We start from the raw sequence: 22,082 nt of genomic DNA on the forward strand, positions 1-22,082 counted from the left end.
CTTTAATCCGCGCTTAAGCTTCCGGGAAGAAACTGATATTCCATGGGAGACTGGTTGTTGGTATCCTGTAGAATAACTCCAGACCAGTCGTGTATTCCCCTTACTGTCTTGCTGGCTGGCGCATGCATATCAGCGCCGCCTGGAATTGATTTAAACTAATTTTCGGAGAAGCCGATGAAGAAGCAAATGATGCTGGTCACCCTGGCGCTTGCCCTGTCAGCCCACGCTGGCGCAGCCCAGACGGACAAGAGCGCCGCTCCTCCGCCCCCCTTGAAGCCGCTGGCACAGCAAACCCAGGCCGCCCTGTGGGCATCGCGCGTCTTGACGCGCGTCCACTACAAGGCCATGCCGCTCGACGACGCCATGTCGGAAAAGATCTTCGACCGCTACTTCAAGTCGCTCGACGCGGAAAAGCTGTTCTTCGTGCAGGCCGACATCGACCGTTTCGCGCCGCTGCGCACCAAGCTCGACGACGCCATCATCAACGAGGACTTGACGGCGCCGTTCGCCATCTACAATCTGTACCAGCAGCGTTTCGATGAGCGCATGGCGTATGCGCGTGAACTGCTGAAAACTAAATTCGACTTCACGGCCGATGAAAGCTACCAGTACGACCGTGAAAAAGCGGCCTGGCCGAAGAACGACGAGGAAGTGCGCGACCTGTGGCGCAAGCGCGTCAAGAACGACTGGCTGCGCCTGAAGCTGGCGGGCAAGGAAGACAAGGCCATCCGCGACACGCTGGACAAGCGCTACGAGAGCTACACCAGCCGCTCGCGCAAGCTCAATAGTGAAGACGTGTTCCAGATCTTCATGAACGCGTATGCGATGTCGATCGAGCCGCATACCAATTACCTGGGCCCGCGCGCCTCGGAAAACTTCGACATCGCCATGCGCTTGTCGCTGGAAGGCATCGGCGCCGTGCTGCAGACGCGCGACGAATACACGGTGGTGCGCGAAGTCGTGCCGGGCAGCCCGGCCGGCCTGTCGGGCAAGCTGAAAGTGGGCGACCGCATCGTCGGCGTAGGGCAGGGCGAAAGCGGCCCCATCACCGAAGTGCTGGGCATGCGCATCGACGACGTCGTGCAGCTGATCCGTGGCGCCAAGGATTCCGTCGTGCGCCTCGACATCCTGCCGGCCGATGCCGGCCCCGATGCCAAGCACGTGGTCTTGCCGCTGGTGCGCAAGAAAATCAGCATGGAAGAGCAGGCGGCGAAGAAATCGATCATCGAAGTGCGCGACAACGGCGTCAAGCGCCGCATCGGCGTCATTGCCCTGCCGACCTTCTACCAGGACTTCGAGGCGCGCCGCCGTGGCGACAAGGACTTCAAGAGCGCCACGCGCGACGTCAACCGCCTGCTGGGCGAGTTGAAAAAGGATAAGGTCGACAACGTCCTGATCGACTTGCGCAACAACGGCGGCGGTTCGCTGAACGAGGCCGTAGAACTGACGGGCCTGTTCATCGACAAGGGCCCCGTCGTGATGCAGCGCAATACCGAAGGCAAGGTCGACGTGGAAAGCGACACCAACGCCGGCCTGGCATGGGATGGCCCGATGGGCGTGCTGATCAACCGTGGTTCCGCCTCCGCTTCCGAGATTTTCGCCGCCGCCATCCAGGACTACGGCCGTGGTCTCGTCATCGGCGAAGGCAGCTTCGGCAAGGGCACCGTGCAGACCCTGTTCAACCTCGACCGTTTCGGCGGCAGCGAGAAGGCCCGTTTCGGCGAGCTGAAAATGACCATCGCGCAATTTTTCCGCATCAATGGCGGCACCACGCAGTTGCGCGGCGTCACGCCGGACATCAAGCTGCCCGCCATGTCGGACACGGAAAACTTCGGCGAATCGAGCTACGACAATGCCTTGCCGTGGGTGGCCATCAAGCCGGCGCAATACATGCCGACGGGCGACCTGAAGGATATCGTGCCGCTGCTGGACAAGAAGCATGAAGCGCGCGTGGCCAAGGACAAGGATTTCCAGTACTTGCAGGATGACATCGCCCTGGTCCTCAAGCAGCGCAAGGAAAACCAGATCTCGCTGAACGAAGCCGTGCGCCGCAAGGAGCGCGATACCCAGGAAGCGCGCGCCAAGGCCCGCGAAAAACGCCTGATCGCGCAGATTTCGAATCCTGCCGACGACCTGGTGGTGATTCCCGATCCGAAGGACGTGCTGAAGGGCGCGAAAGCGGCCAGCAAGACGGCCAAGCAGATCGCCGCCGTGAAGGGCGCCTTGCGCACGGACGATGGCTTGCAGGGCGACGAGCGCGCCCTCAGCGCCGAACTCGACGCCGAGACGGCCGCGAAGAGCGCCAAGGACGTGCTGCTGAACGAGTCGGCGCGCATCCTGGCCGATGAAGTGGCGCTGATCAAGGCCGATACGCGCCTGGCTGCGAAAGTCTTGCCATACGGCGCAGGAGCCGATGCCAAGTCGGCGCCGGTGGCGGCCGCCAACGCCAAGTAAGACGGCGCACGCCGCGAAAAGCCGGTTCCTTGCGGAGCCGGCTTTTTTTTCGTCGAAAATGAGCAGTTATATTCCTGGCGTATTTCTATTATTCCAACAATCAATTGGCATGATATGCCGCGATGCAGCATAATTCACTCGTCTCCTCTATTCTCCTCCAAGAAAATAGATTCAGCCCGCTCCCGTAGCGGGCTTTTTTTTTGTTCTTTTCGTTGCGACCTGTGCTTTGTTGATGAACCGGTTAATTTCCGCCGTGTGGCGGCCGATCAATGGCCGGCAGGGGGGGCATCCCGGTACACGAATACATCGGCTGCCAGCGGGCAGAAACGCGTCCCTAGATTCATATCAAAACAGCCTGCATTTCAGCCTTCAAGATTGCAGGGATTGGACTACAGTCAAGCGACAAGGTGACGGCGCCTATCCATTGAGTGAGTACAAGGTTGCCCAAGAAGCAGCACACATGCGACCGACGGTAGTCGCTCGGTAGGGAGGCGCAATGGCCGAAGAGAGCGCGGAAAGTAAGCAAGGCGCTGCGGTGCGCGATTGGCTGTCGCTGTGGACTGAGCGCGCTGGTTTTTTGCTTCCCATGCTGACGGCCTTGTCCGGCGTCTTCCTTTCCGAGCGCCAGGCCAAGGTTTTCGCCTATTGCGCTGCGGCTGTTCTGGCTGTTGCCTATGCTCTTTTTCTTTACTGGCGAAGCCGCCGTCGGCCGCCACCACTCCCGCCAACGCCTCCGGAAGCGCTGGATACCTCCATCTTGCGCTCCTTTCTGCCGTTCGAACAAGGCGACACGCTGATCGGCCGTCGTACTGATTGCATGGATGCAATGGTGATTTTGCAAGGCGCGGAATTTCGCTTTGGCGTGATCTGGGGCGAATCGGGTTGTGGCAAGACATCATTCTTGCGTGCTGGCCTGGTCGCGGAGTTGCGCCGGCGTGGTCATGCTTGCATCTACCTGGGACGGCCGTCCGACGATCCCGGCATGGCGATCGAACTCGCGTTCAGCCATCACGGCGGTACCGGGCGCCTGTTCGTCATCATAGACCAATTTGAGGAATACTTTCTCACGCACCCCAGCCATCATGCGTGTAGCGCGCTGGGAAACCGCATGCGAAAACTACTGGATGATCACCAGCACTGTTCGCTCGTGATCGCCATACGGCGTGACTTTTTTGCGCGATTGCAAAACTTCGCTCCCGATATTCCGGATCCAACGTCACCGCGGACGACGTTCGAGTTAATTAATTTGAGAACACATTCCGCGCGTCAAGTTCTTGCGCACGCGGCTGCCGACGAGGCTGTCCAGTTCGAAGCCGCGCTTGTGGACGCCATCATCGAAGACTTGGAGAGCAACGGCGAGGTATGGCCCGTCGAGCTCCAGTTGATCGGCACTCGTCTCAAGCGCGCGCATGTCCGGGAGAAGGCGGTGTATGTCGCACTGGGCCGCAAGGCTGGCGTGATTGGCACCTTTATTCGTGATGAGATTACGCGCCTTCCCAAGCCTGTCTTGGGTGAAATCGTTTTGCGCAAACTTTGTGCTCCTGGAGGCATCGCAAAATCACCTGTCGATATTACTTTTGACGCCATCGTCGAGGATGTCCGCGCGCGCGATGCGACCCTGTTGGCCGGCGGCGAGCTTGCAACGTGCTTGATAAAGTTGCAGGAAGCGCGCGTCGTTATCCGAACCGGGCCCGATACATATAATTTGACCCATGATGCGCTGGCGCCCCTGATTCAGCGAGGAACCACCGGCCTGCAAGGAGCGGCCGAGGCTGCAGACCGTTCCATTTCATTCTACCTTGGCGCATTTCGCAACGATAGCATGGTGCGCATTCCTATCCGGACTCTTCTACAAATCCGCCGCCATGCGACACCCCAAATCCTCGCCGATCGCCTTGTAAGGGAACTGATGGCGAAAAGTTGGCTCAGCGCTGCTTTCGCACTGAGCTGGCCAGCCGCCATGGCAGTCCTGGTACTGGTGGTGGGCGGCTATGTTTTCGCTTTCCGTAGCTGGTCGATAGGTACGGGGTCCGTGGCATTTGCTTCGGTTCCGCCGTCAGTGGTAATACGCTTCAGCACTCCTTTCACGCGTATCCTTCCTGGTACGGACAAGGTTGCTGTGGAAACATCGTTTGATATTGATCAGCTCGATCCAACGAATATAACGGCGATTACTCAGGTGCCGCGCGGGGATATCTGGGGTATTGGCGGCACGCAGGACGCCGTGGCGCATATCGCCGACGTCCTGGATCCACTCGAGAAAATTCGTTTCCTGCGCATTGCTGGAAAACCGAAAGAGGCAGCGGCCGCGTTCGCCGCCTTCAGTCGCGGAAAACAAGGTGCTTTTCGCTTGAGGGAAGCTTCCGATGCGATCGGACTAGCCGGCAGGGCGAATGACGAAAAGGACACGGACGAGGTTGCGGAAGTGCTTATCCGAATCCTGGGCGTCACGCCATCGCCACCTGACCTGCAAAGCCAGCTGGCTGCAGCTGCCGGCTTGTTGCGCATAGCGGAGACCCGGGCTGGCGTTGCTGACCGGATGACGCTGAATTTGCAGCAATCTTTGGCGATTTTCAGGCAGCAAAGCATCTACAAGAAGTCCACTAGGCTGGGGCCCCTTTTTGATGCGGAGACTTATCTGATCGAAGCGGCGATTGAGCAACTGCTGCTGAACGGCATCTCGCAACCGACGGAAGGCGATCTCAAAACACTTGAAATGATCATCGATGACTCAGAAAGCGCCCCGTTAGCGCGGGTCGGAGCATTCGGCCTACTGGAAAGTTATGCCGCTCGCAATGAAAGTCTTGCCTTGCCAGTATTAAGGTACTTGTTAAAGATCACGATACGGCAAACCGTTGAATTCGAGTGGTGGACGTATAGAGTCGTGGACATCCTCCAGATAATTCTTCGTAGCCACCCTCACGCGGCGGAGCACGCGTCAATAACGGAACTGCTGACGTCTGCGCAGGCCGCCTCTGCAAAAAACAATAACCTTGAGTCATCCTTGATTGCGCTCAGCTTGTTCGGGAGCGAAAACAGGCCTGCCTTCTCTGCAAGATTGATGGAAACGCTGAGGGAGCGACTTGGTAATCCAGAAACACGTATTCCCAATCGTGAAGTCGCGTTGATCGCATTGTCTCACTTGGTGGCGGCTAACCCTGGTCTTCAAAATTCGCAAACGACACGTCTGGTGGCCGATCTGCTGCATGAGGCCGATGTAACCGGAAGTCATCAGAATCAAGTTGGACGGCAGCCTCTCATATATGCTGCTGCAAAGCTCGCGGCGTCGGGGCAACTTGATACGGAATGTGCGCAGCTTGCATTGAACTTATTGGCGCACGTCCTCAATGATAACGATGCTAAGTTTCAAGACACTCCTGTGTATCCTCTCGACGTGGAGCTGAAGCATCTGTTAAGCGCCGGCGCTCGGTTGACCCCGCAGATGATGGACGCCGTCGTTAGAGTAATCGGATCCTCGTCCTTGCGAAGAAAGCAATTTGTAGCGGCGGAGATATTGATCGCTGTTGCCAGAACGCATCCTCAGGAAGTGCTGAGGCGCCAATCCACAGTTGACAAGGCGGTACTTGACCGGGAGTTTGATCGCACGAGTCGTCTGCTGGTTCTCGCTGCCTTCGGCCAGGCAGATGCCGTCACCGGTAGCGATGCAGAGCGGTTGGCGCGATGCAAGAACCTGCTCGCAGCGAGAGACAGGGTGGATGGCTGGCGAAGAGGCGCCTTTTGCGCGTTCTTTTTTGCGCTCGATCACCCCACGGCGCAAACGCCATTGCAGATTTATCTCAAGGACATGTCCGAAGGGGGTACCGGTGAACGCATGGCGGCGCGGATGACGCTGGAGATGCTGGTTACTGCGCAGCGCGTCGTAGAGGCAAGGAATAATTCCTCCCTGTTGCCGATGACGAGGGCAAGACTGCGGTATGACCTGGGCGATCAGGAGCGGCATGTGGCAATCGCGGCGCGGGCAGGCTTGATTGCGCTGGATAACGGTTTCTAGGCATCCCTCTATCATTTGTGATGTGCAAGATCAGTGCATAGGGGCGATGCCATCGATTCTCATGGTAGATATCAAGCTGTTCTTTTATGGCCGGCTTGCCGGCCGCACATCCGCGTTTTGTGCCAGCAAATCAGTGAGCCAGCCGGCAAACGCCTGCAGCTTGGGCGTGGCCAGGCGGCCTTGCGGCGTCAGCAGCGACATCGGCATCGGCGTTGGCGGACAATCGGGCAGCACGGCCACCAGCGCGCCGCTGTCGAGGTGCGGGCGCACCTGGTACAGGGCCGCCTGCGCCAGTCCCAGCCCCTGCAAGGCGCAATCGACGCTGGCGTCGGCATCGTTGACGGCGATGGGGCCGGCCATCTGCACGCGCACCTCTTCGCCGCCCTGCAGGAAATCCCAGTCGAAGGCGCGCCCCGTGCGGCCCGAGTAATGCATGATGCCCTGGTGCACGGCCAGGTCGGCCAGGGTCTGCGGCGTGCCGTGCTGCGCCAGGTAGGCGGGCGAGGCGCACGTGATGAAGCGCATCAGGCCGACCTGCCTGCCGATGAAGGCGGAATCCTGCAAGGTGCCCACGCGCAAGGCGCAATCGATGCCTTCCTGGGTCAGGTCGACCAGGCGGTCCGTCAGGCTCAGCTGCAATTGCACGTCCGGCCAGGCGGCGTGGAAGTGCGCGAGATGCGGCACGACCAGCCTGCGGCCCACCGTATTGGGCAGGTTGATGCGCAGCAAGCCGCGCGGCTTTTTCGCGTCGGGACCGCGAAACGCCAGTTCCGCCGTGTCGACGGCCTTCAGGATGTCGATGCAGTGGCGAAAGTACTCGGCGCCTTCCGGCGTCAGGGACAAACGGCGTGTGCTTCGCTGCAGCAATTGCGTGCCCAGGTAGGCTTCCAGCTTTTGCAGGGTGGCCGTCAGCGCGGCGCGTGGCAAATTTAATGTTTCGGCCGCCTTGGAAAAGCTGTTGGCCTCGACGATGCGCACAAACGTTTGCATGGCCTTGATCTTGTCCATCGTGATTGTTCATTTAATGTGAAAAGTGTAGGGCGATTATGCCCTAATTATCTTTGCCCCGGCTTTGCCTAGAATAGCGACATCCCTAACGAACCGAGGAAATAATATGCACAAGGCCTCTTCCCACGCTGGCGCAGCCGATATTTCACCAGGCATGGTGCTGCTGCTGGCCATCGCTTCCGGCCTCATCGTCGCCAACCTGTATTACGCGCAAACCCTCGTCGGGCCCATCAGCGCATCGACGGGCCTGTCGGCCAAGGCGGCGGGGCTGATCGTTACCCTGACGCAAGTGGGTTACACGCTGGGCCTGCTGTTTGTCGTGCCGCTGGGCGACTTGCTGGAAAACCGCCGCCTGATCGTCACGGCCTTGCTGGTGACGGCCGTGGCGCTGGTCGTGGCGGCCCTCTCCACGGGCGCCGTCGTGTTCCTGGCCGCCGCGCTGGCCATCGGCCTCGGTTCCGTGGCGGCGCAGGTGATCGTGCCGTTTGCCGCCCACTTGTCGCAGGAAGCGACGCGGGGGCAAACCGTGGGCAAGGTGGTCAGCGGCTTGTTGCTGGGCATCATGCTGGCCCGCCCCGTGGCGTCGCTGGTGGCGGCCCATGCCAGCTGGCACGTGGTGTTTGGCGGCGCCGCCGTGCTCATGCTGGTGCTGGCTGCCGTGCTGCGCCGCGCCTTGCCCGTGCGCCAGCCCGTGTCCAGCATGCGCTATCCGGCCCTCATGGCCTCGCTGTGGCATTTGCTGCTGGGCACGCCCGTGCTGCGCCGCCGCGCCGCCTACCATGCGGGCCTGTTTGGCGCCTTCAGCCTGTTCTGGACCGTCACGCCGCTGGTGCTGGCTAGCCCCGCGTTCGGCCTGTCGCAAACGGGCATCGCCATCTTCGCCCTGGTCGGCATGGCGGGCGCCATCGCCTCTCCGATCGCAGGCCGTCTGGCCGATGCCGGCCATACCTTGCCGGCCACGGCCGCCGCGTTGGCGCTGGGCATCGTCGCGTTTGCCTTGCCGATGTTCGCGCCAGAGTCGAAGCACGTGGCGCTGGGCTTGCTGGTCGTCGCTTCCATCGTGCTCGACATGGGCGTGGCGGCGAATCTCGTGCTGGGCCAGCGCGCCATCTTCAGCCTGGGCGCGGAAGTGCGGGGCCGCCTGAACGGCCTGTATTTCGCGCTGTTCTTCGCCGGCGGCGCGGCAGGCTCGGCCATCGGTGCCTGGGTATATGCCAGCTATGGCTGGCCGGCGACCTTGCTGGCTGGCATGGCGTTTCCGGGACTGGCCCTGCTGGTGTGGCTGGGTGAATTTCTGGTGCCGGCCGCACGCCGCACGGCCTGAAGAGCCTGATGGCGCCTCATTATCACTGGGGCGAATTTCCATCATCATGAATATAAAGTGGCGTGATATGCCGCGATGCCGCATCATGCACCTGTCTCCTCTATCTCCTCCAAGGAAATAGATTCAGCCCGCTTCCGTAGCGGGCTTTTTTTTTGCTTGCCTGAATCAGATCACCACCAGGTCGAGCGCGCGCATGAAATTGGCCGCCTGCGCATGCGTGATGACGGCGCCTTTCAGCAGGGACGCTTCGCTCAATTTGAAGCCATCGATATCGGCGCCGCGCAAGTCGGCGCCCTGGAACTTGGCCAGCTTGATCGTGGCGTTGCGCAGGCTGCCGCCTTCGAAGACGGCGTCGCGGAAATCGCAGCCGGCCAGGTAGGCATCGGAAAAATCGAGCTGTTTCAATATCGCCTTGCGGAATGAGAAGCCGCGCAAGTCGGCGCCCACCAGCAGGCTGTCCTCGAACGTCAGGCCCAGGTGGGCCACTTCCTCGAACGAGGCGCCCGTCAGCTTGCAGCCGCGGTAGGTGGCCGAGGCCAGCTTGGCGCGCCGCCATTTGCTGTTGTTCAAGTCGCAGCCTTCGAAGCCGGCGTCGACGGCGTCGACGGATTCGAAATCGGCGCTGCCGGCGCGGCAGCGGCGCCACGTGCTGCGCGCCAGCTTGCTGGCGAACAAGGTTGTCTCTGCAAACGTGCAGCGTTCGAAGGTGCAGCCCTGCAGATCGAGGCGCGACAGGTCTTCGCCATCGAACGCGCAATCGATGAAATGACGCACTGATTGGGCCAGTTGCTGTTCCATGCCGGCGCGGTCCAGGGTCATGCCAGTTGCTGCCGTGTCGTGTGTTGCCATCCGTTTTTATTCCTAATCAAAGCAGGGGAGGGATGGCGCGGCGGGAAAGATGCACGAACCAGACCATCTCCCCGGCTGGTGTAACAGCCAAGGGTCAGCGCCGTGGGTCCGCGTGGGCGGGAGCATGCCGGACGGTGCCGGGCACTTACCGGGTTACCAACCGGTGCGCTCATTTTCGATCAGCGCGTATTGTAGCGCGTCCGAATCGCGCTTGCCAGTGTGCGCAAGCCCGGGTTAGTATCGTTGCAGGCGCAGCCACTGCGCCAACGTCGCTCGGACGGATCCGGGCGCTTACGTACAGAGATAACCATGACCGACAGCCAAGCTCCGCGCAGCTTTTCGCGCATCAACCGCCTTCCCCCCTACGTTTTCAACATCACCGCCGAACTCAAGATGGCCGCGCGCCGCCGTGGCGAGGACATCATCGATATGTCGATGGGCAATCCCGATGGCGCCACCCCGGCCCACATCGTGGATAAGCTGATCGACACGGTGAAACGCCCCGACACGCACGGCTATTCCGCCTCGAAAGGCATCCCCCGTTTGCGCCGCGCCATTGCGCACTGGTACAAGAAGCGCTACGACGTCGAGATCGACCCGGACAGTGAAGCCATCGTCACCATCGGCTCGAAAGAGGGGCTGGCCCATTTGATGCTGGCAACACTCGACCGTGGCGACACGGTGCTGGTGCCCAACCCCAGCTACCCGATCCATATCTGGGGCGCCGTCATCGCGGGCGCCGATATCCGCTCCGTGCGCATGGGGCCGGGCGTGGATTTCTTTGCCGAACTGGAACGGGCGATACGCGAAAGCTACCCGAAGCCGAAGATGATGGTGCTGGGCTTCCCGTCGAACCCGACGGCGCAATGCGTGGAGCTGGAATTCTTTGAACGTGTCGTGGCGCTGGCGAAACAGCACGATATCCTGGTGGTGCATGACCTCGCGTATGCCGACATCACCTTCGATGGCTGGAAGGCGCCGTCCATCATGCAGGTGCCGGGCGCGCGCGACGTGGCCGTGGAATTTTTCACCATGTCGAAAAGCTACAACATGGCGGGCTGGCGCATCGGCTTCATGGTCGGCAACGCGGAGCTGGTGGCGGCGCTGGCGCGCATCAAGAGTTACCACGATTACGGCAGTTTTACCCCGGTGCAAGTGGCGGCGATTGCCGCGCTGGAAGGCGACCAAAGCTGCGTGACGGAGATCTGCGCCCAGTACCAGCGTCGCCGCGACGTGCTGGTGAAAGGCTTGCATGAAGCGGGCTGGATGGTGGAAAAGCCGAAGGCGTCGATGTATATCTGGGCGCATATCCCCGAGGCTTACCGCCACCTGGGTTCGCTGGAGTTTGCCAAGCTGTTGTTGCAAAAAGCCAGGGTGAGCGTGTCGCCCGGCATCGGCTTCGGCGAATATGGCGATGAATACGTGCGCTTCGCCCTGATCGAAAACGAGGCCCGCGTGCGGCAAGCGCTGCGCGGCATCAAGAATATGTTGCGTTCTGGCGACGAAAAAACCGGGGCGGCAGCATAAAAGTTTCCGCGTGGAATGATCTGTTGCCCCTAATATCACTGCTGCGTATTTCTGACATCACGAATATAAAGTGGTTTTATATGCTGCAACGCGGCATCATTCAACTGTCTCCTCTATCTCCTCCAAGGAAATAGATTCAGCCCGCTCCCGCAGCGGGCTTTTTTTTGCCTATTTTTCCGTGCCGTCCTGGTCCTCTTTGTCTTCCGTGCCGTCGTTGAGACCGTAGAACTTGACGCCCAGGTGGATGCGCTCGCGGCCCATGGCGACGCGGTGCTCGTTGCTGTCGCGCAGGGAATAGATGCAGCCGCAATACTCTTGCTGGTAGAAGTTCTCGCGCTTGCTGATCTCGATCATGCGGGCCGAGCCGCCACCCTTGCGCCAGTTGTATTCCCAGTACAGCAGATCCGGATAATGGGCGGCCGCGCGCACGCCGCTGCCGTTGATCTGTTTCATGTCTTTCCAGCGAGAAATGCCCAGTGAGCTGGTGATGACGGGGAAGCCGTGTTCGTGCGCATACAGGGCCGTGCGCTCGAAGCGCATGTCGAAGCACATGGTGCAGCGGATGCCCCGCTCCGGCTCGTTTTCCATGCCCTTGGCGCGCGCGAACCAGTTGTCGCGGTCGTAATCGGCATCGATGAAGGGGATGCCGAATTTTTCCGCGAAACGGATGTTCTCGTCCTTGCGCAGCTCGTATTCCTTCAGCGGATGGATGTTCGGGTTGTAAAAGAAGATCGTGAAGTCGATGCCGGACGCCAGCATCGCTTCCATCACCTCGCCCGAGCAGGGCGCGCAGCACGAGTGCAGCAGTACCTTGTTCTTGCCTTCCGGCCAGGCCAGCCTGGCGCGTTTGAAATCATCGTGCAAGGTGGCCAGGTCGGCCGGTGCCAAGGTGGTGTCGCTCAGGTCAGTCATGTCGGGTGTGCCCATGGATGCGTTCACATGAGTATTAATAATGGATGGATGAAATTTTACCATTATTTTTCATGGATGGAAGCTTCTATGATGTCTCCATACTTCACCAGGAGGAACTGCCACCATGACCGTCACGACACACAATCTGGGCTACCCGCGCATCGGCGCCAAACGCGAACTGAAATTCGCCCTGGAAGATTGCTGGAAGGGCAACAGCACGCTGGATGCGCTGGAAGGCCATGGCGCAGAGTTGCGCCAGCGCCACTGGCAAGACCAGAACGCGCTGGACCTGGCGCCCGTCGGCGATTTTTCCTTCTATGACCAGGTGCTGGACCTGAGTTTTACCCTGGGCAACCTGCCGCAGCGCGTGCGCGGTCTTGGCGGCGCAGCCCTCGATAACTATTTCCGCGTGGCCCGTGGCCGCTCGGCCAGCGACAGCGATTGCAGCTGCGTGCACGCCGGCGAAATGACGAAATGGTTCGACACCAATTATCACTACATCGTGCCGGAATTCGCGGCCGACACGCAGTTCAAGCTCGACAGCAGTCGCCTGTTGCAGCAACTGGCGCAAGCGCGCCAGCTGGGCGTGAAAGCCAAGCCCGTGCTGATCGGCCCCGTCACCTACTTGTGGCTGGGCAAGGCGAAGGATGATTCCGACAAGCTGGCGCTGCTGCAAGGCTTGCTGCCCGTCTACGTGCAACTGTTGCAGGAACTGGCGGCCCAGGGCGTCGAGTGGGTGCAGATCGACGAGCCCATCCTCGTCACGGAGCTCGACACTGCCTGGCAGCAGGCGCTCGTCACGGCCTACGGTGCCTTGAGCAAGGTCAACAATGTCAAATTGCTGCTGGCCACGTATTTCGGCAAGCTGCAAGACAACCTGGCGCTGGCGTGCGCGCTGCCCGTGCAAGGCCTGCACCTGGATGCCATCAACGCCCGTGATGAAGTGGGGCAGCTCATCGCGCAATTGCCTAGCACCAGCGTCTTGTCGCTGGGCGTGGTGAATGGCCGCAATATCTGGAAGACGGACTTGACGGCCGTGCTGGACTGGCTGGAACCCGTGCACGGCAGCCTGCAGTCGCGCCTGTGGATCGCGCCGTCGTGCTCCTTGCTGCATGTGCCGGTTGACCTGGACAGTGAGCAAACGCTCGACGCCGATATCCGCTCCTGGCTGGCTTTTGCCCGCCAAAAACTGGACGAAGTGCACACCATCGCTGGCGCCCTGAATCACGGCCGCGCTTCCGTGCAAGCGGCGCTCGACGCCAACCAGGCGGCAGTGCAGGCGCGCCGCCAGTCGCCGCGCGTGCACAATCCGGACGTGAAAACGGCCGTGGCCCGCATCGACGCCAGCCTGGGCCAGCGCGCCAGCGGCTATGCGGAACGGGCCGCCAAGCAGGCTGCGCTGCTGAAGCTGCCGCTGTATCCGACGACGACCATCGGCTCTTTCCCGCAAACGGCGGAAATCCGCCAGGCGCGCAGCCAGTTCCGCAGCGGCCAGCTGGACGAGGCCAGCTATAAAAAGCTGATGCGGGCGGAAATCGCCCATTGCGTGCAGGAACAGGAAACCCTGGGCCTGGACGTCTTCGTGCACGGCGAAGCAGAACGCAACGACATGGTCGAATATTTCGGCGAACAGCTCGATGGCTACACCTTCAGCCAGTTCGGCTGGGTGCAATCGTACGGCTCGCGCTGCGTGAAGCCGCCCATCCTGTTCGGCGACATCAGCCGCCCGCGCGCCATGACGGTCGAGTGGAGCACCTATGCCCAGTCGCTGACGGACAGGCCGATGAAAGGCATGCTGACGGGCCCCGTCACCATCCTGAACTGGTCCTTCGTGCGCGACGACCAGCCCCGCTCCGTGTCGTGCCACCAGCTGGCGCTGGCCATGCGCGCCGAAGTGCAGGACCTGGAGCAGGCCGGCATCCGCGTGATCCAGATCGACGAGGCGGCGCTGCGCGAAGGCTTGCCATTGCGCAAGTCGCAATGGGCCGAGTACCTGCGCTGGGCCGTGGAATCGTTCCGCATCACGGCCAATGGCGTGGCTGACGAGACGCAGATCCACACGCATATGTGTTATTCGGAATTCAACGACATCATCGCGCAGATCGCCGACATGGATGCCGACGTGATCACGATCGAAACCTCGCGTTCCGACATGGAATTGCTGGACGCCTTCGATGACTTCAAGTATCCGAATGAGATCGGCCCTGGCGTCTACGACATCCATTCGCCCAACATCCCGAGCCAGGAACAGATGGTCAAGCTGATGCGCAAGGCGGCCGAGCGCATTCCCGCGCAGCGCCTGTGGGTCAACCCCGATTGCGGGCTGAAGACGCGGGGATGGAAAGAGGTCATCCCTGCGTTGGCGAATATGGTGGCGGCAGCGAAAACCCTGCGCGGCGACAGCGTCGCATAGGCTTGTCAAGGGGCAGGGGAGGTCGGCATGGCTGAGATATAGAACAGGCGTATTTCTGTCATCACAACATACCATTGGATAATGATGCTGCGATGCGGCATCATTCTCTTGTCTCCTCTATCTCCTCCAAGGATGTAGATTCAGCCCGCTCCCGTAGCGGGCTTTTTTTTGCCTGTCTGCATAGACTACAGCACATTCGCCGCCACGGCCGAGCTGTAATTGCGCGCTAGCGCCGTGATGATGGCCGCGATCGCCTGCGGGTTGTCGGCGCCGCCGAAGTGTGCGGCATACAGCTTCTTTGCCGCCTCGATCTGCGCATTCGTCAGTTTCACGGCGTAAGCCATGCGCACGGTTTCAGGATTGTTCAGCGTCATTTTTTTACCTTGAGGACAGGGGTTTCGTTGGTGTCGTATGCCTTGCTCGCGCAAATAATTGCAATTACAATCATTGCATTTGCAATCGTATAGGCAATGTCTGCCATGCGCAAGCGATACCGACACAGGAGCCGCCATGCATATGCCCTCTTCATTTCCCCTTCCGCCACTGCCAGGCGGCGAGACGCGCCACGCCGCCCAAGCCTGCCTGGCCGCGCTCGCGCCGGCGCCAGGCTTGCCGCCAGCACACGCTTCGCCACGCCGCGCGCTGGGCGCCATGGCGGGCCGCCTGAAGCAGGGCGGCGCCATGGTCGCGCGCATGTGCCTGGGAGAGTCGCCATCAGCGGACGGCGACGCCTGGGCACTGGGCGCGTCCGCAGGCGCATGGTCCTTGCGCTACCGCCATGGAGCGATGCAGGGGGAAAAGCCGTTGCTGTACCTGTGCAGTCCCGCCTCGCTCCCGGCATTGCGCGGCGTGCTGGCCGAGTCGGGTGAGCGTGGCATCGTCTGCAACGATGCGGAAACGCAAGCCTCGCGCTGGCACAAGGGCGTGCAGCCTGCGCTGCCCGCCTGGCTGGTTGCGCAGCATAATTGCACGCCGTTCGACCCGGCTAACGGCGAGGAAGTGCGCGCGATCCTGCGCGCGGCCCTGGAAACCCTGTATGTGGCACGGCAGCCCGGCTATTTCTACCTGGCCACGCATGATGAGGATGCGGGCGATTCGACGGTGGCGGCGCCCTTGTCGGCCGCCGATGCGGCAGCGGCCGGCCTGGGCATGTACCGCGTGTCGCCGCCGGGGGCGGCGCCATGCCGGGTGCGCCTGTGCGGGGCGGGACGGATGCTGGCCGTCGTTGCCGATGCCGCCCGCCTGCTGGAGGAAGACTGGGGCATTGTCGCGCAAGTGTGGAGTTGCCCCAGCTATACGCGCCTGGCGCGCGATGCGCAGGCGGCGGAGCAATGGAACTGCCGCCATCCGCGCGCCGTCCCCAGGCTGGCCCATGTGCAGCGCTGCCTCGACGGCAGCGCCGCGCCCGTCATCGCCGTCACCGCTTATGGGCAGCATATCGCGGGCCAGATCGGCGCTTACGTGCGCGGGCGTTTCCTCGCCATCGGCGCCGACACCCGGATGGAAACGAGCGCGCCCTGGCTGGCCGTCACGGCGCTCAAGGCCCTGGCCGACGACGGCGCGTTGCCCGTGCAGCTCGTCGACGACGCGCTGCGGCGTTACGCCTTGCTCTGAGCGGCGCTGCGGGCCGCCTCGGCGGCGCGGGCCAGGGCGGCGCTGAAATCCTGCTGCTCGCCGCTGTCAAATTGCGCCAGGAACAGGTCCGCCACCGTGGCCTGGTAGACGGCCCACATCTTCTTGCGCAAGACCTTGCCATCTTCCGTGATGGAGACGAAGGCGGCGCGCCCGTCGTCCATCGAGCGCGTACGCGTCACCAGCCGGTCCGTTTCCAGCTTGTCCACCAGGCGCGTCAGGTTATAGCGCTCGATGGCCAGCGCATCGGCCAGCTCATGCATGCGGCGCGAGCCGTCCTGGCCGCTTTCCAGGCCCCACAGCACGTCATACCACGCATACACGGGCAAGTCGGCCGCGGCGAGGCGGCGCTCGATTTCGCGGATCATCAATCGGTGCGTGCGCACGAACGAGAACCACAGGTCGGGCGCCTGCGCCGATGTAGTGGCAGGCGCGGTTGCGGACTCAGTTGCAGACATAAATATTCCTCTCATTCGATCACAGTTGCAAATGCAATTATAGCGCTATACAATGGCCGGCATAACGATTGCAAATGCAATGATTGCATCGGCAATTATTCGTGTAGCTGAAATGCCCTTACCCAGGAGACCGCCATGCCCACATCCCTTGCTGTGCCCGATATCGATCCGCAGGAAACCCAAGAATGGCTGGAGGCGATGCAGGCCGTCGTCGCCGTGGAAGGGCGCCTGCGCGCCCATTATTTGCTCGACCAGCTCGTCGATTCCGATGCCGCGCAGCACGGCGGCCTGCATGGCCGCGTCACCACGGCCTATACCAACAGCATCGCCGCCGAACGCCAGGCCGCCTATCCGGGCGACCTGGCCATCGAGCGCCGCCTGAATGCCTACATCCGCTGGAACGCCATGGTGATGGTCTTGCGCGCGGCGAAACACTCGAACGTGGGCGGCCACATCGCCACCTACCAGTCGGCGGCCGTGCTGTACGACGTGGGCTTCGACCACTTCTTCCGTGGCCGCACGGACCAGTTCGCCGGCGACCTGGTCTACATCCAGGGCCATTCCGCGCCCGGCATCTATGGCCGCGCCTACCTGGAAGGGCGCATCACGGAAGCGCAACTGGACAATTACCGCCGCGAAGCGGGCCGCGAGGGCCTGTCCTCGTACCCGCATCCGCGCCTGATGCCCGACTTCTGGCAATTTCCCACCGTCTCCATGGGCCTGGGCCCGCTGACGGCCGCCTACCAGGCCCGCTTCATGCGCTACCTCGAGTACCGTGGCTTGAAGCAGCACCAGGGCCGCAAGGTGTGGGCCTTTCTCGGCGATGGCGAGATGGACCAGCCCGAATCCCTGGCCGCCATTTCGCTGGGCGGACGCGAGCGCCTGGATAACCTGATCTTCGTGGTGAACTGCAACCTGCAGCGCCTCGACGGTCCCGTGCGCGGCAACAGCAAGGTCATCCAGGAGCTGGAAGGCACGTTCCGCGCGGCCGGCTGGCATGTCATCAAGGTCATCTGGGGCAGCGGCTGGGATGCCTTGCTGGCGCGTGATACGAGCGGCTTGTTGCGCCAGCGCATGATGGAATGCGTGGATGGCGATTACCAGACCTTCAAGTCGCAGAATGGCGCGTATGTGCGCGAACATTTCTTCGGCAAGTATCCGGCACTGCTGGCGCTGGTGGCGCACCTGTCGGACGATGATATCTGGCAGCTGACGCGGGGCGGACACGATCCCGAGAAAGTCCACGCCGCATATGCCGAGGCCATGCGCACGCCTGGCCGTCCCACCGTGATCCTGGCGAAGACCGTCAAGGGTTTCGGCATGGGCGAGGCGGGCGAGGGGCAGAATATCAACCACCAGCTGAAAAAGATGAGCGCCGACGCCGTGCGCGCGTTTCGCGACCGCTTCGCGCTGCCCGTCAGCGATGCCCAGCTGGAAGAAATGCCGTATCTGAAACCGGCGCCGGACAGCGCGGAAGCGCGCTACTTTGCCGCCCGCCGGGCGCAGTTGGGCGGCTATATCCCGGCCCGCATCGGCAAGGCTGAGCCCTTGGCCGTGCCGCCGCTGTCCACGTTCGCCACCCAGCTCAAGGATAGTGGCGAGCGGGGTGCGTCGACCACCATGGCCTTCGTGCGCATCCTCGGCACCCTGCTGAAAGACCCCGCCTTGAGCAAGATCATCGTGCCCATCGTGCCCGACGAATCGCGCACGTTCGGCATGGAAGGCCTGTTCCGCCAGATCGGCATCCATTCCTACCTGGGCCAGCTGTACACGCCGCAGGACGCCGGGCAGCTCAGCTATTACAAGGAAGCCAAGGATGGGCAGATCTTGCAGGAGGGGATCAACGAATCGGGGGCCATTTCCTCCTGGATCGCCGCCGGCACCTCGTACAGCAACCATGGCCTGGCCACCATTCCGTTCTACATTTTTTATTCGATGTTCGGCTTGCAGCGCGTGGGCGACCTGGCGTGGGCGGCGGCCGATGCCCGCACGCGTGGCTTCCTGCTGGGCGCCACGTCGGGACGCACGACGTTGATGGGCGAAGGCCTCCAGCATGACGATGGCCACAGCCATGTGCTGTCGTCCGTCATTCCCAACTGCATCTCCTACGATCCCACCTATGCCTACGAGCTGGCCGTGATCATCCACGATGGCATGCGCCGCATGTTTGCCGAGCAGGAAGACATTTTTTACTACATCACCTTGCTCAACGAAAACTATCCGCATCCGGCCATGCCGGCCGGGGCCGAGGCGGGCATCCTGCGGGGCCTGTACCTGCTGGAGGAAAGCCAGGACGCGGCGGCGGCGCGCGTGCAGCTGATGGGCAGCGGCTCCATCCTGCGCGAAGTGCTGGCCGCCGCCGCGCTGCTGCAGCAGGATTTCGGCGTGGCGGCCGATGTGTGGAGCGCCACCAGCCTGACGCAAGTGCGGCGCGACGGCCTGGCCGTGCAGCGCTGGAACATGCTGCACCCGGACAGTGCGCCGCGCGTGCCGTATGTCGCGCAATGCCTGGCCGGCCGGCAAGGCCCCGTCGTGGTGGCCACCGACTACATGAAGATCGTCGGCGACCAGGTGCGCCCGTTTGTCACCGACCGGCATTTCGTCACGCTGGGCACGGACGGCTTCGGCCGCTCCGATACGCGCGAATCGCTGCGCACCTTCTTTGAAGTGGACCGCCATTTCATCGTGCTGGCCGCGCTGACGGCGCTGGCCGATGAGGGGAGGGTGGCGCGCAGCCTGGTGGGCGACGCCATCCGCAAGTACGGCATCGACGTGGAAAAGCTCGATCCCGCATCCGTGTAACCTTTTCAGGAGACTGATCATGAAGCTGTATTACGCAACGGGCACGTGCTCGCTGTCGCCGCACATCGTCGCCATCGAGGCGGGCATCGCGCTGGAACTGGCGCGCGTCGACATCAAGGCCATTCCCCGCATCACGGAAACGGGCGCCGATTATGCGCGCACCAACCCGAACCTGTACGTGCCGGCGCTGGCGCTTGACGATGGCACTATCTTGCTGGAGGGAACGGCCATCGTGCAATACCTGGCCGACCTGGCGCCGGCCAGCGGCCTGGCGCCGCCGCCGGGCACGCTGGCGCGCGTGCAGCTGCAGTCGTGGCTGGGCTTTATCGCCACCGAGCTGCACAAGGCCTACAGCCCCTGGCTGTTTCACCCGGAATACGGCACGCAGGCGCAGGACGTGGCCCGCTCGCGCATCGCCGCGCGGCTAGACTACGTGGAGCGCCAACTGGCGGCCGGCGGGCCGTATCTGCTGGGCGAGCGCTATTCGATCGCGGATGCCTATCTGTACACCATCCTCGGCTGGTCGGCATATGCCAGGGTGGATCTGTCGGCCTTTCCGCGGGTCAAACACCTGATCGCGCGCGTGGGCGAGCGTCCCGCCGTACGGGAAGCGCAGCGCGTGGAGGCCGGACGGCAAGCGGCGTGAGCCGGGGAGCCGCGAGGGCAGGGGCGCAGATATTGATAAATCATATTTCTATCATCACAACATACAATTGGATCAATATGCTGCAATGCGGCATCATGCTCCTGTCTCCTCTACTTCCTCACAGGAATTAGATTCAGCCCGCTCCCGCAGCGGGCTTTTTTTTGCCCGTTTTTTGCCACCCCATGCGGCGCACGCTTGCTTGTCATACGGGCATCGTATTGCTTTTGTGCATGCTAAACTGGGCATTCCCCAGAATAAGGCTGCCCCATGCTCGAACTCTTCCGCCATACCCTGGAATCGTCGCCGATCCTGGCCCTGTTTCTCGTCATCGGCGCCGGTTATGCGCTGGGGCGCGTCAGCGTGTTCGGCTTTTCGCTGGGCGTGGGCGGCGTGCTGTTTGCCGGCCTGGCGCTGGGCGCCTTCGCTCCCGGCTCCGTGCCGCCGCCGCTGGTCGGTTCCATCGGCTTGCTGCTCTTCCTGTATGGCATCGGCGTGCAGTACGGCACGCAGTTCTTCGCCGGCTTGCGCGGCGCGGGCCAGAAACATAACCTGATCGCTTTCGTTGCCGTCATGGGCGGCCTGGCCGTGTCCGTCTGGGGCGGGCAGTGGATCGACATTTCGCTGCGCATGGCCAGCGGCGTGTTTGCCGGCGCCATGACCAGCACGGCGGCCCTGCAGGCGGCGCTGGAAGCATCGCATGGCAATGGCGACGCGGCCGTCGGTTATGCCGTCGCCTATCCGTTCGGCGTCGTCGGTCCCATGCTGGGCCTGTACCTGGCCGGGCGCATATTAAAACCCGTGTTGACGCCGCCGCCCGCGCCCATCATCGTGTCGGAAATCACCATCGACGAAGCGCGCTTGGCGGGCGCCGCCCTGTCCGAACTGGCCGATGGCCCGCTGGCGGGCGTGCAGGTGATCGGCGTGCGCCAGGGGCACCAGAACCGCTTGCCCGATCCGTCCATGGTGATCGGCGTGGGCGATGCGCTGATGGTGTCGGGCACGGTCGAGGGCGTGGAAGCGGCGCGCACGGCGCTGGGCCACCTGGACCCGGGCCGTTTGATGAAGGACCGCAGCGATTTCGATGGCAATGAAGTGTTCGTCTCGGACGCGGAAATCGTCGGCGTGCCGCTGGGGGAATTGAACCTGGGCAAGGATTTCCCGTTGCAGATCGCCTTCATACGCCGTGGCGACGCCATGATACTGCCCCATCCCTTCCTGACCTTGGAATTCGGCGACAGGGTGATGGCCATTGCACCGGCGAAACATGCGGCCGACGTGCGCAAGCTGTTCGGCAATTCCATCACGGCCACGGCCGAGTTCAGCTATGTCTCGCTGGGCATGGGCATGGTGCTGGGCGTGCTGCTGGGGCTGGTACCGATACCGTTGCCGTGGATAGGCTCGTTCAGCCTGGGGCTGGCCGGCGGACCGCTGGTGATGGCGCTCATCCTGGGCCGCCTGGGGCGCGTCGGCAAGGTCAGCTGGCGCTTGCCGCTGTCGGCCAACCTGGTCATGCGCAACTATGGCTTGACGATTTTCCTCGCTTCCGTCGGCATGGCCTCCGGCTTGCCGTTCGTGCAGCAGGTGGGCGCCGATGGCTTGCCCATGCTGGCGCTGGGAGCCGTGACGGTGCTGGTGGTGGTGGCCCTCGTCGTGATTTTGGGCAAGGTCTTCCTGCGCCTGCCCTTTCCCGAGTTGCTGGGCATCGCGGCCGGCGCCACGGGCAACCCGGCCGTGCTGGTGTTCGCCAACCGCCTGGCCCGGTCGGACCGCCCGAACCTCGGCTACGCCATGATTTTCCCCAGCATGACCATCGTCAAGATCGTCGCCGTACAAGTGCTGCTGCATTTGTATGGCTGATGGCGGCCAGGAGCGGATATTTGAATAGCAATCTGGAGTATTGCATGAGTAAAATGGGGATTGGCCGCGTCGCTGCCTTTCATCCCCGGATGTGGAACGATGCAGTGAAAATGCAGGCCGCTGAATTCGAGTGGCTGCCTGCCGCGCTGGAAAACTGTAGCGATGGAGAATGGGAAAGTAAGGCTTAC

The 22,082-nt window shown here is 62.2% G+C and carries 14 protein-coding genes; 9 read left to right on the plus strand and 5 right to left on the minus strand.

Annotated features, from left to right (window positions below; genetic code table 11):
* Positions 1 to 174 precede the first annotated feature (174 nt).
* Complete coding sequence (locus tag YQ44_RS09330; RefSeq protein WP_071323138.1) at positions 175 to 2,454, plus strand: carboxy terminal-processing peptidase; 2,280 nt, start codon at positions 175 to 177, stop codon at positions 2,452 to 2,454.
* Between the two features lie 496 nt (positions 2,455 to 2,950).
* Positions 2,951 to 6,466, plus strand: a complete 3,516-nt coding sequence (locus YQ44_RS09335; protein ID WP_071323139.1) for an nSTAND1 domain-containing NTPase — start codon at positions 2,951 to 2,953, stop codon at positions 6,464 to 6,466.
* 84 nt (positions 6,467 to 6,550) lie between these two features.
* On the opposite strand, the gene YQ44_RS09340 is transcribed toward YQ44_RS09335, so the two are convergent.
* A complete protein-coding gene (locus tag YQ44_RS09340) occupies positions 6,551 to 7,474 on the minus strand; it encodes a LysR family transcriptional regulator (protein ID WP_071323140.1) in 924 nt (307 codons plus the stop codon).
* A 106-nt stretch (positions 7,475 to 7,580) separates the two neighbouring features.
* Here YQ44_RS09340 and YQ44_RS09345 point away from each other — a divergent pair, with 106 nt between their 5' ends.
* The gene (locus YQ44_RS09345; protein WP_071323141.1) at positions 7,581 to 8,798 is read left to right on the plus strand and encodes an MFS transporter; all 1,218 of its coding nucleotides are present in this window, start codon (positions 7,581 to 7,583) and stop codon (positions 8,796 to 8,798) included.
* A gap of 165 nt (positions 8,799 to 8,963) precedes the next feature.
* Here YQ44_RS09345 and YQ44_RS09350 read toward each other — a convergent pair whose 3' ends face one another.
* Positions 8,964 to 9,647 (minus strand): pentapeptide repeat-containing protein, encoded by a 684-nt coding sequence (locus tag YQ44_RS09350; protein WP_071323142.1) that lies wholly within the window; start codon positions 9,645 to 9,647, stop codon positions 8,964 to 8,966.
* Positions 9,648 to 9,956: 309 nt separating this feature from the next.
* Between YQ44_RS09350 and alaC the strand changes: the two genes are divergently transcribed.
* Positions 9,957 to 11,174 carry an alanine transaminase gene (alaC, locus tag YQ44_RS09355; RefSeq protein WP_071323143.1) on the plus strand — a complete coding sequence of 406 codons (1,218 nt, stop codon included), beginning with the start codon at positions 9,957 to 9,959 and terminating at the stop codon, positions 11,172 to 11,174.
* A 168-nt stretch (positions 11,175 to 11,342) separates the two neighbouring features.
* On the opposite strand, the gene YQ44_RS09360 is transcribed toward alaC, so the two are convergent.
* Positions 11,343 to 12,086 carry an epoxyqueuosine reductase QueH gene (locus YQ44_RS09360; RefSeq protein WP_083412118.1) on the minus strand — a complete coding sequence of 248 codons (744 nt, stop codon included), beginning with the start codon at positions 12,084 to 12,086 and terminating at the stop codon, positions 11,343 to 11,345.
* Positions 12,087 to 12,210: 124 nt separating this feature from the next.
* Here YQ44_RS09360 and metE point away from each other — a divergent pair, with 124 nt between their 5' ends.
* Positions 12,211 to 14,499, plus strand: coding sequence for a 5-methyltetrahydropteroyltriglutamate--homocysteine S-methyltransferase (metE, locus tag YQ44_RS09365; RefSeq protein WP_071323144.1), 2,289 nt, complete (start codon positions 12,211 to 12,213; stop codon positions 14,497 to 14,499).
* Positions 14,500 to 14,684: 185 nt separating this feature from the next.
* Here metE and YQ44_RS09370 read toward each other — a convergent pair whose 3' ends face one another.
* Entirely contained in the window at positions 14,685 to 14,873 is a 189-nt protein-coding gene (locus YQ44_RS09370) for a hypothetical protein (protein ID WP_071323145.1), read from the minus strand.
* A 136-nt stretch (positions 14,874 to 15,009) separates the two neighbouring features.
* Between YQ44_RS09370 and YQ44_RS09375 the strand changes: the two genes are divergently transcribed.
* Entirely contained in the window at positions 15,010 to 16,113 is a 1,104-nt protein-coding gene (locus YQ44_RS09375) for a transketolase-like TK C-terminal-containing protein (protein ID WP_198043898.1), read from the plus strand.
* Here the strand turns inward: YQ44_RS09375 and YQ44_RS09380 are convergent.
* Positions 16,098 to 16,589 (minus strand): MarR family winged helix-turn-helix transcriptional regulator, encoded by a 492-nt coding sequence (locus tag YQ44_RS09380; RefSeq protein WP_071323146.1) that lies wholly within the window; start codon positions 16,587 to 16,589, stop codon positions 16,098 to 16,100. The two genes, YQ44_RS09375 and YQ44_RS09380, sit on opposite strands and share 16 nt — an antisense overlap.
* Before the next feature lie 135 nt (positions 16,590 to 16,724).
* Between YQ44_RS09380 and aceE the strand changes: the two genes are divergently transcribed.
* The 3 genes from aceE to YQ44_RS09395 all read left to right on the plus strand — a co-directional run bounded on the left by aceE (position 16,725) and on the right by YQ44_RS09395 (position 21,894).
* Entirely contained in the window at positions 16,725 to 19,391 is a 2,667-nt protein-coding gene (aceE, locus tag YQ44_RS09385) for a pyruvate dehydrogenase (acetyl-transferring), homodimeric type (RefSeq protein ID WP_071323147.1), read from the plus strand.
* Between the two features lie 19 nt (positions 19,392 to 19,410).
* Entirely contained in the window at positions 19,411 to 20,037 is a 627-nt protein-coding gene (locus tag YQ44_RS09390) for a glutathione S-transferase family protein (RefSeq protein ID WP_071323148.1), read from the plus strand.
* Between the two features lie 267 nt (positions 20,038 to 20,304).
* The gene (locus YQ44_RS09395) at positions 20,305 to 21,894 is read left to right on the plus strand and encodes an aspartate:alanine exchanger family transporter (protein ID WP_071323149.1); all 1,590 of its coding nucleotides are present in this window, start codon (positions 20,305 to 20,307) and stop codon (positions 21,892 to 21,894) included.
* Positions 21,895 to 22,082: the final 188 nt, after the last annotated feature.

This window comes from Janthinobacterium sp. 1_2014MBL_MicDiv (assembly GCF_001865675.1).
Taxonomy (GTDB): Bacteria; Pseudomonadota; Gammaproteobacteria; order Burkholderiales; family Burkholderiaceae_D; genus Janthinobacterium.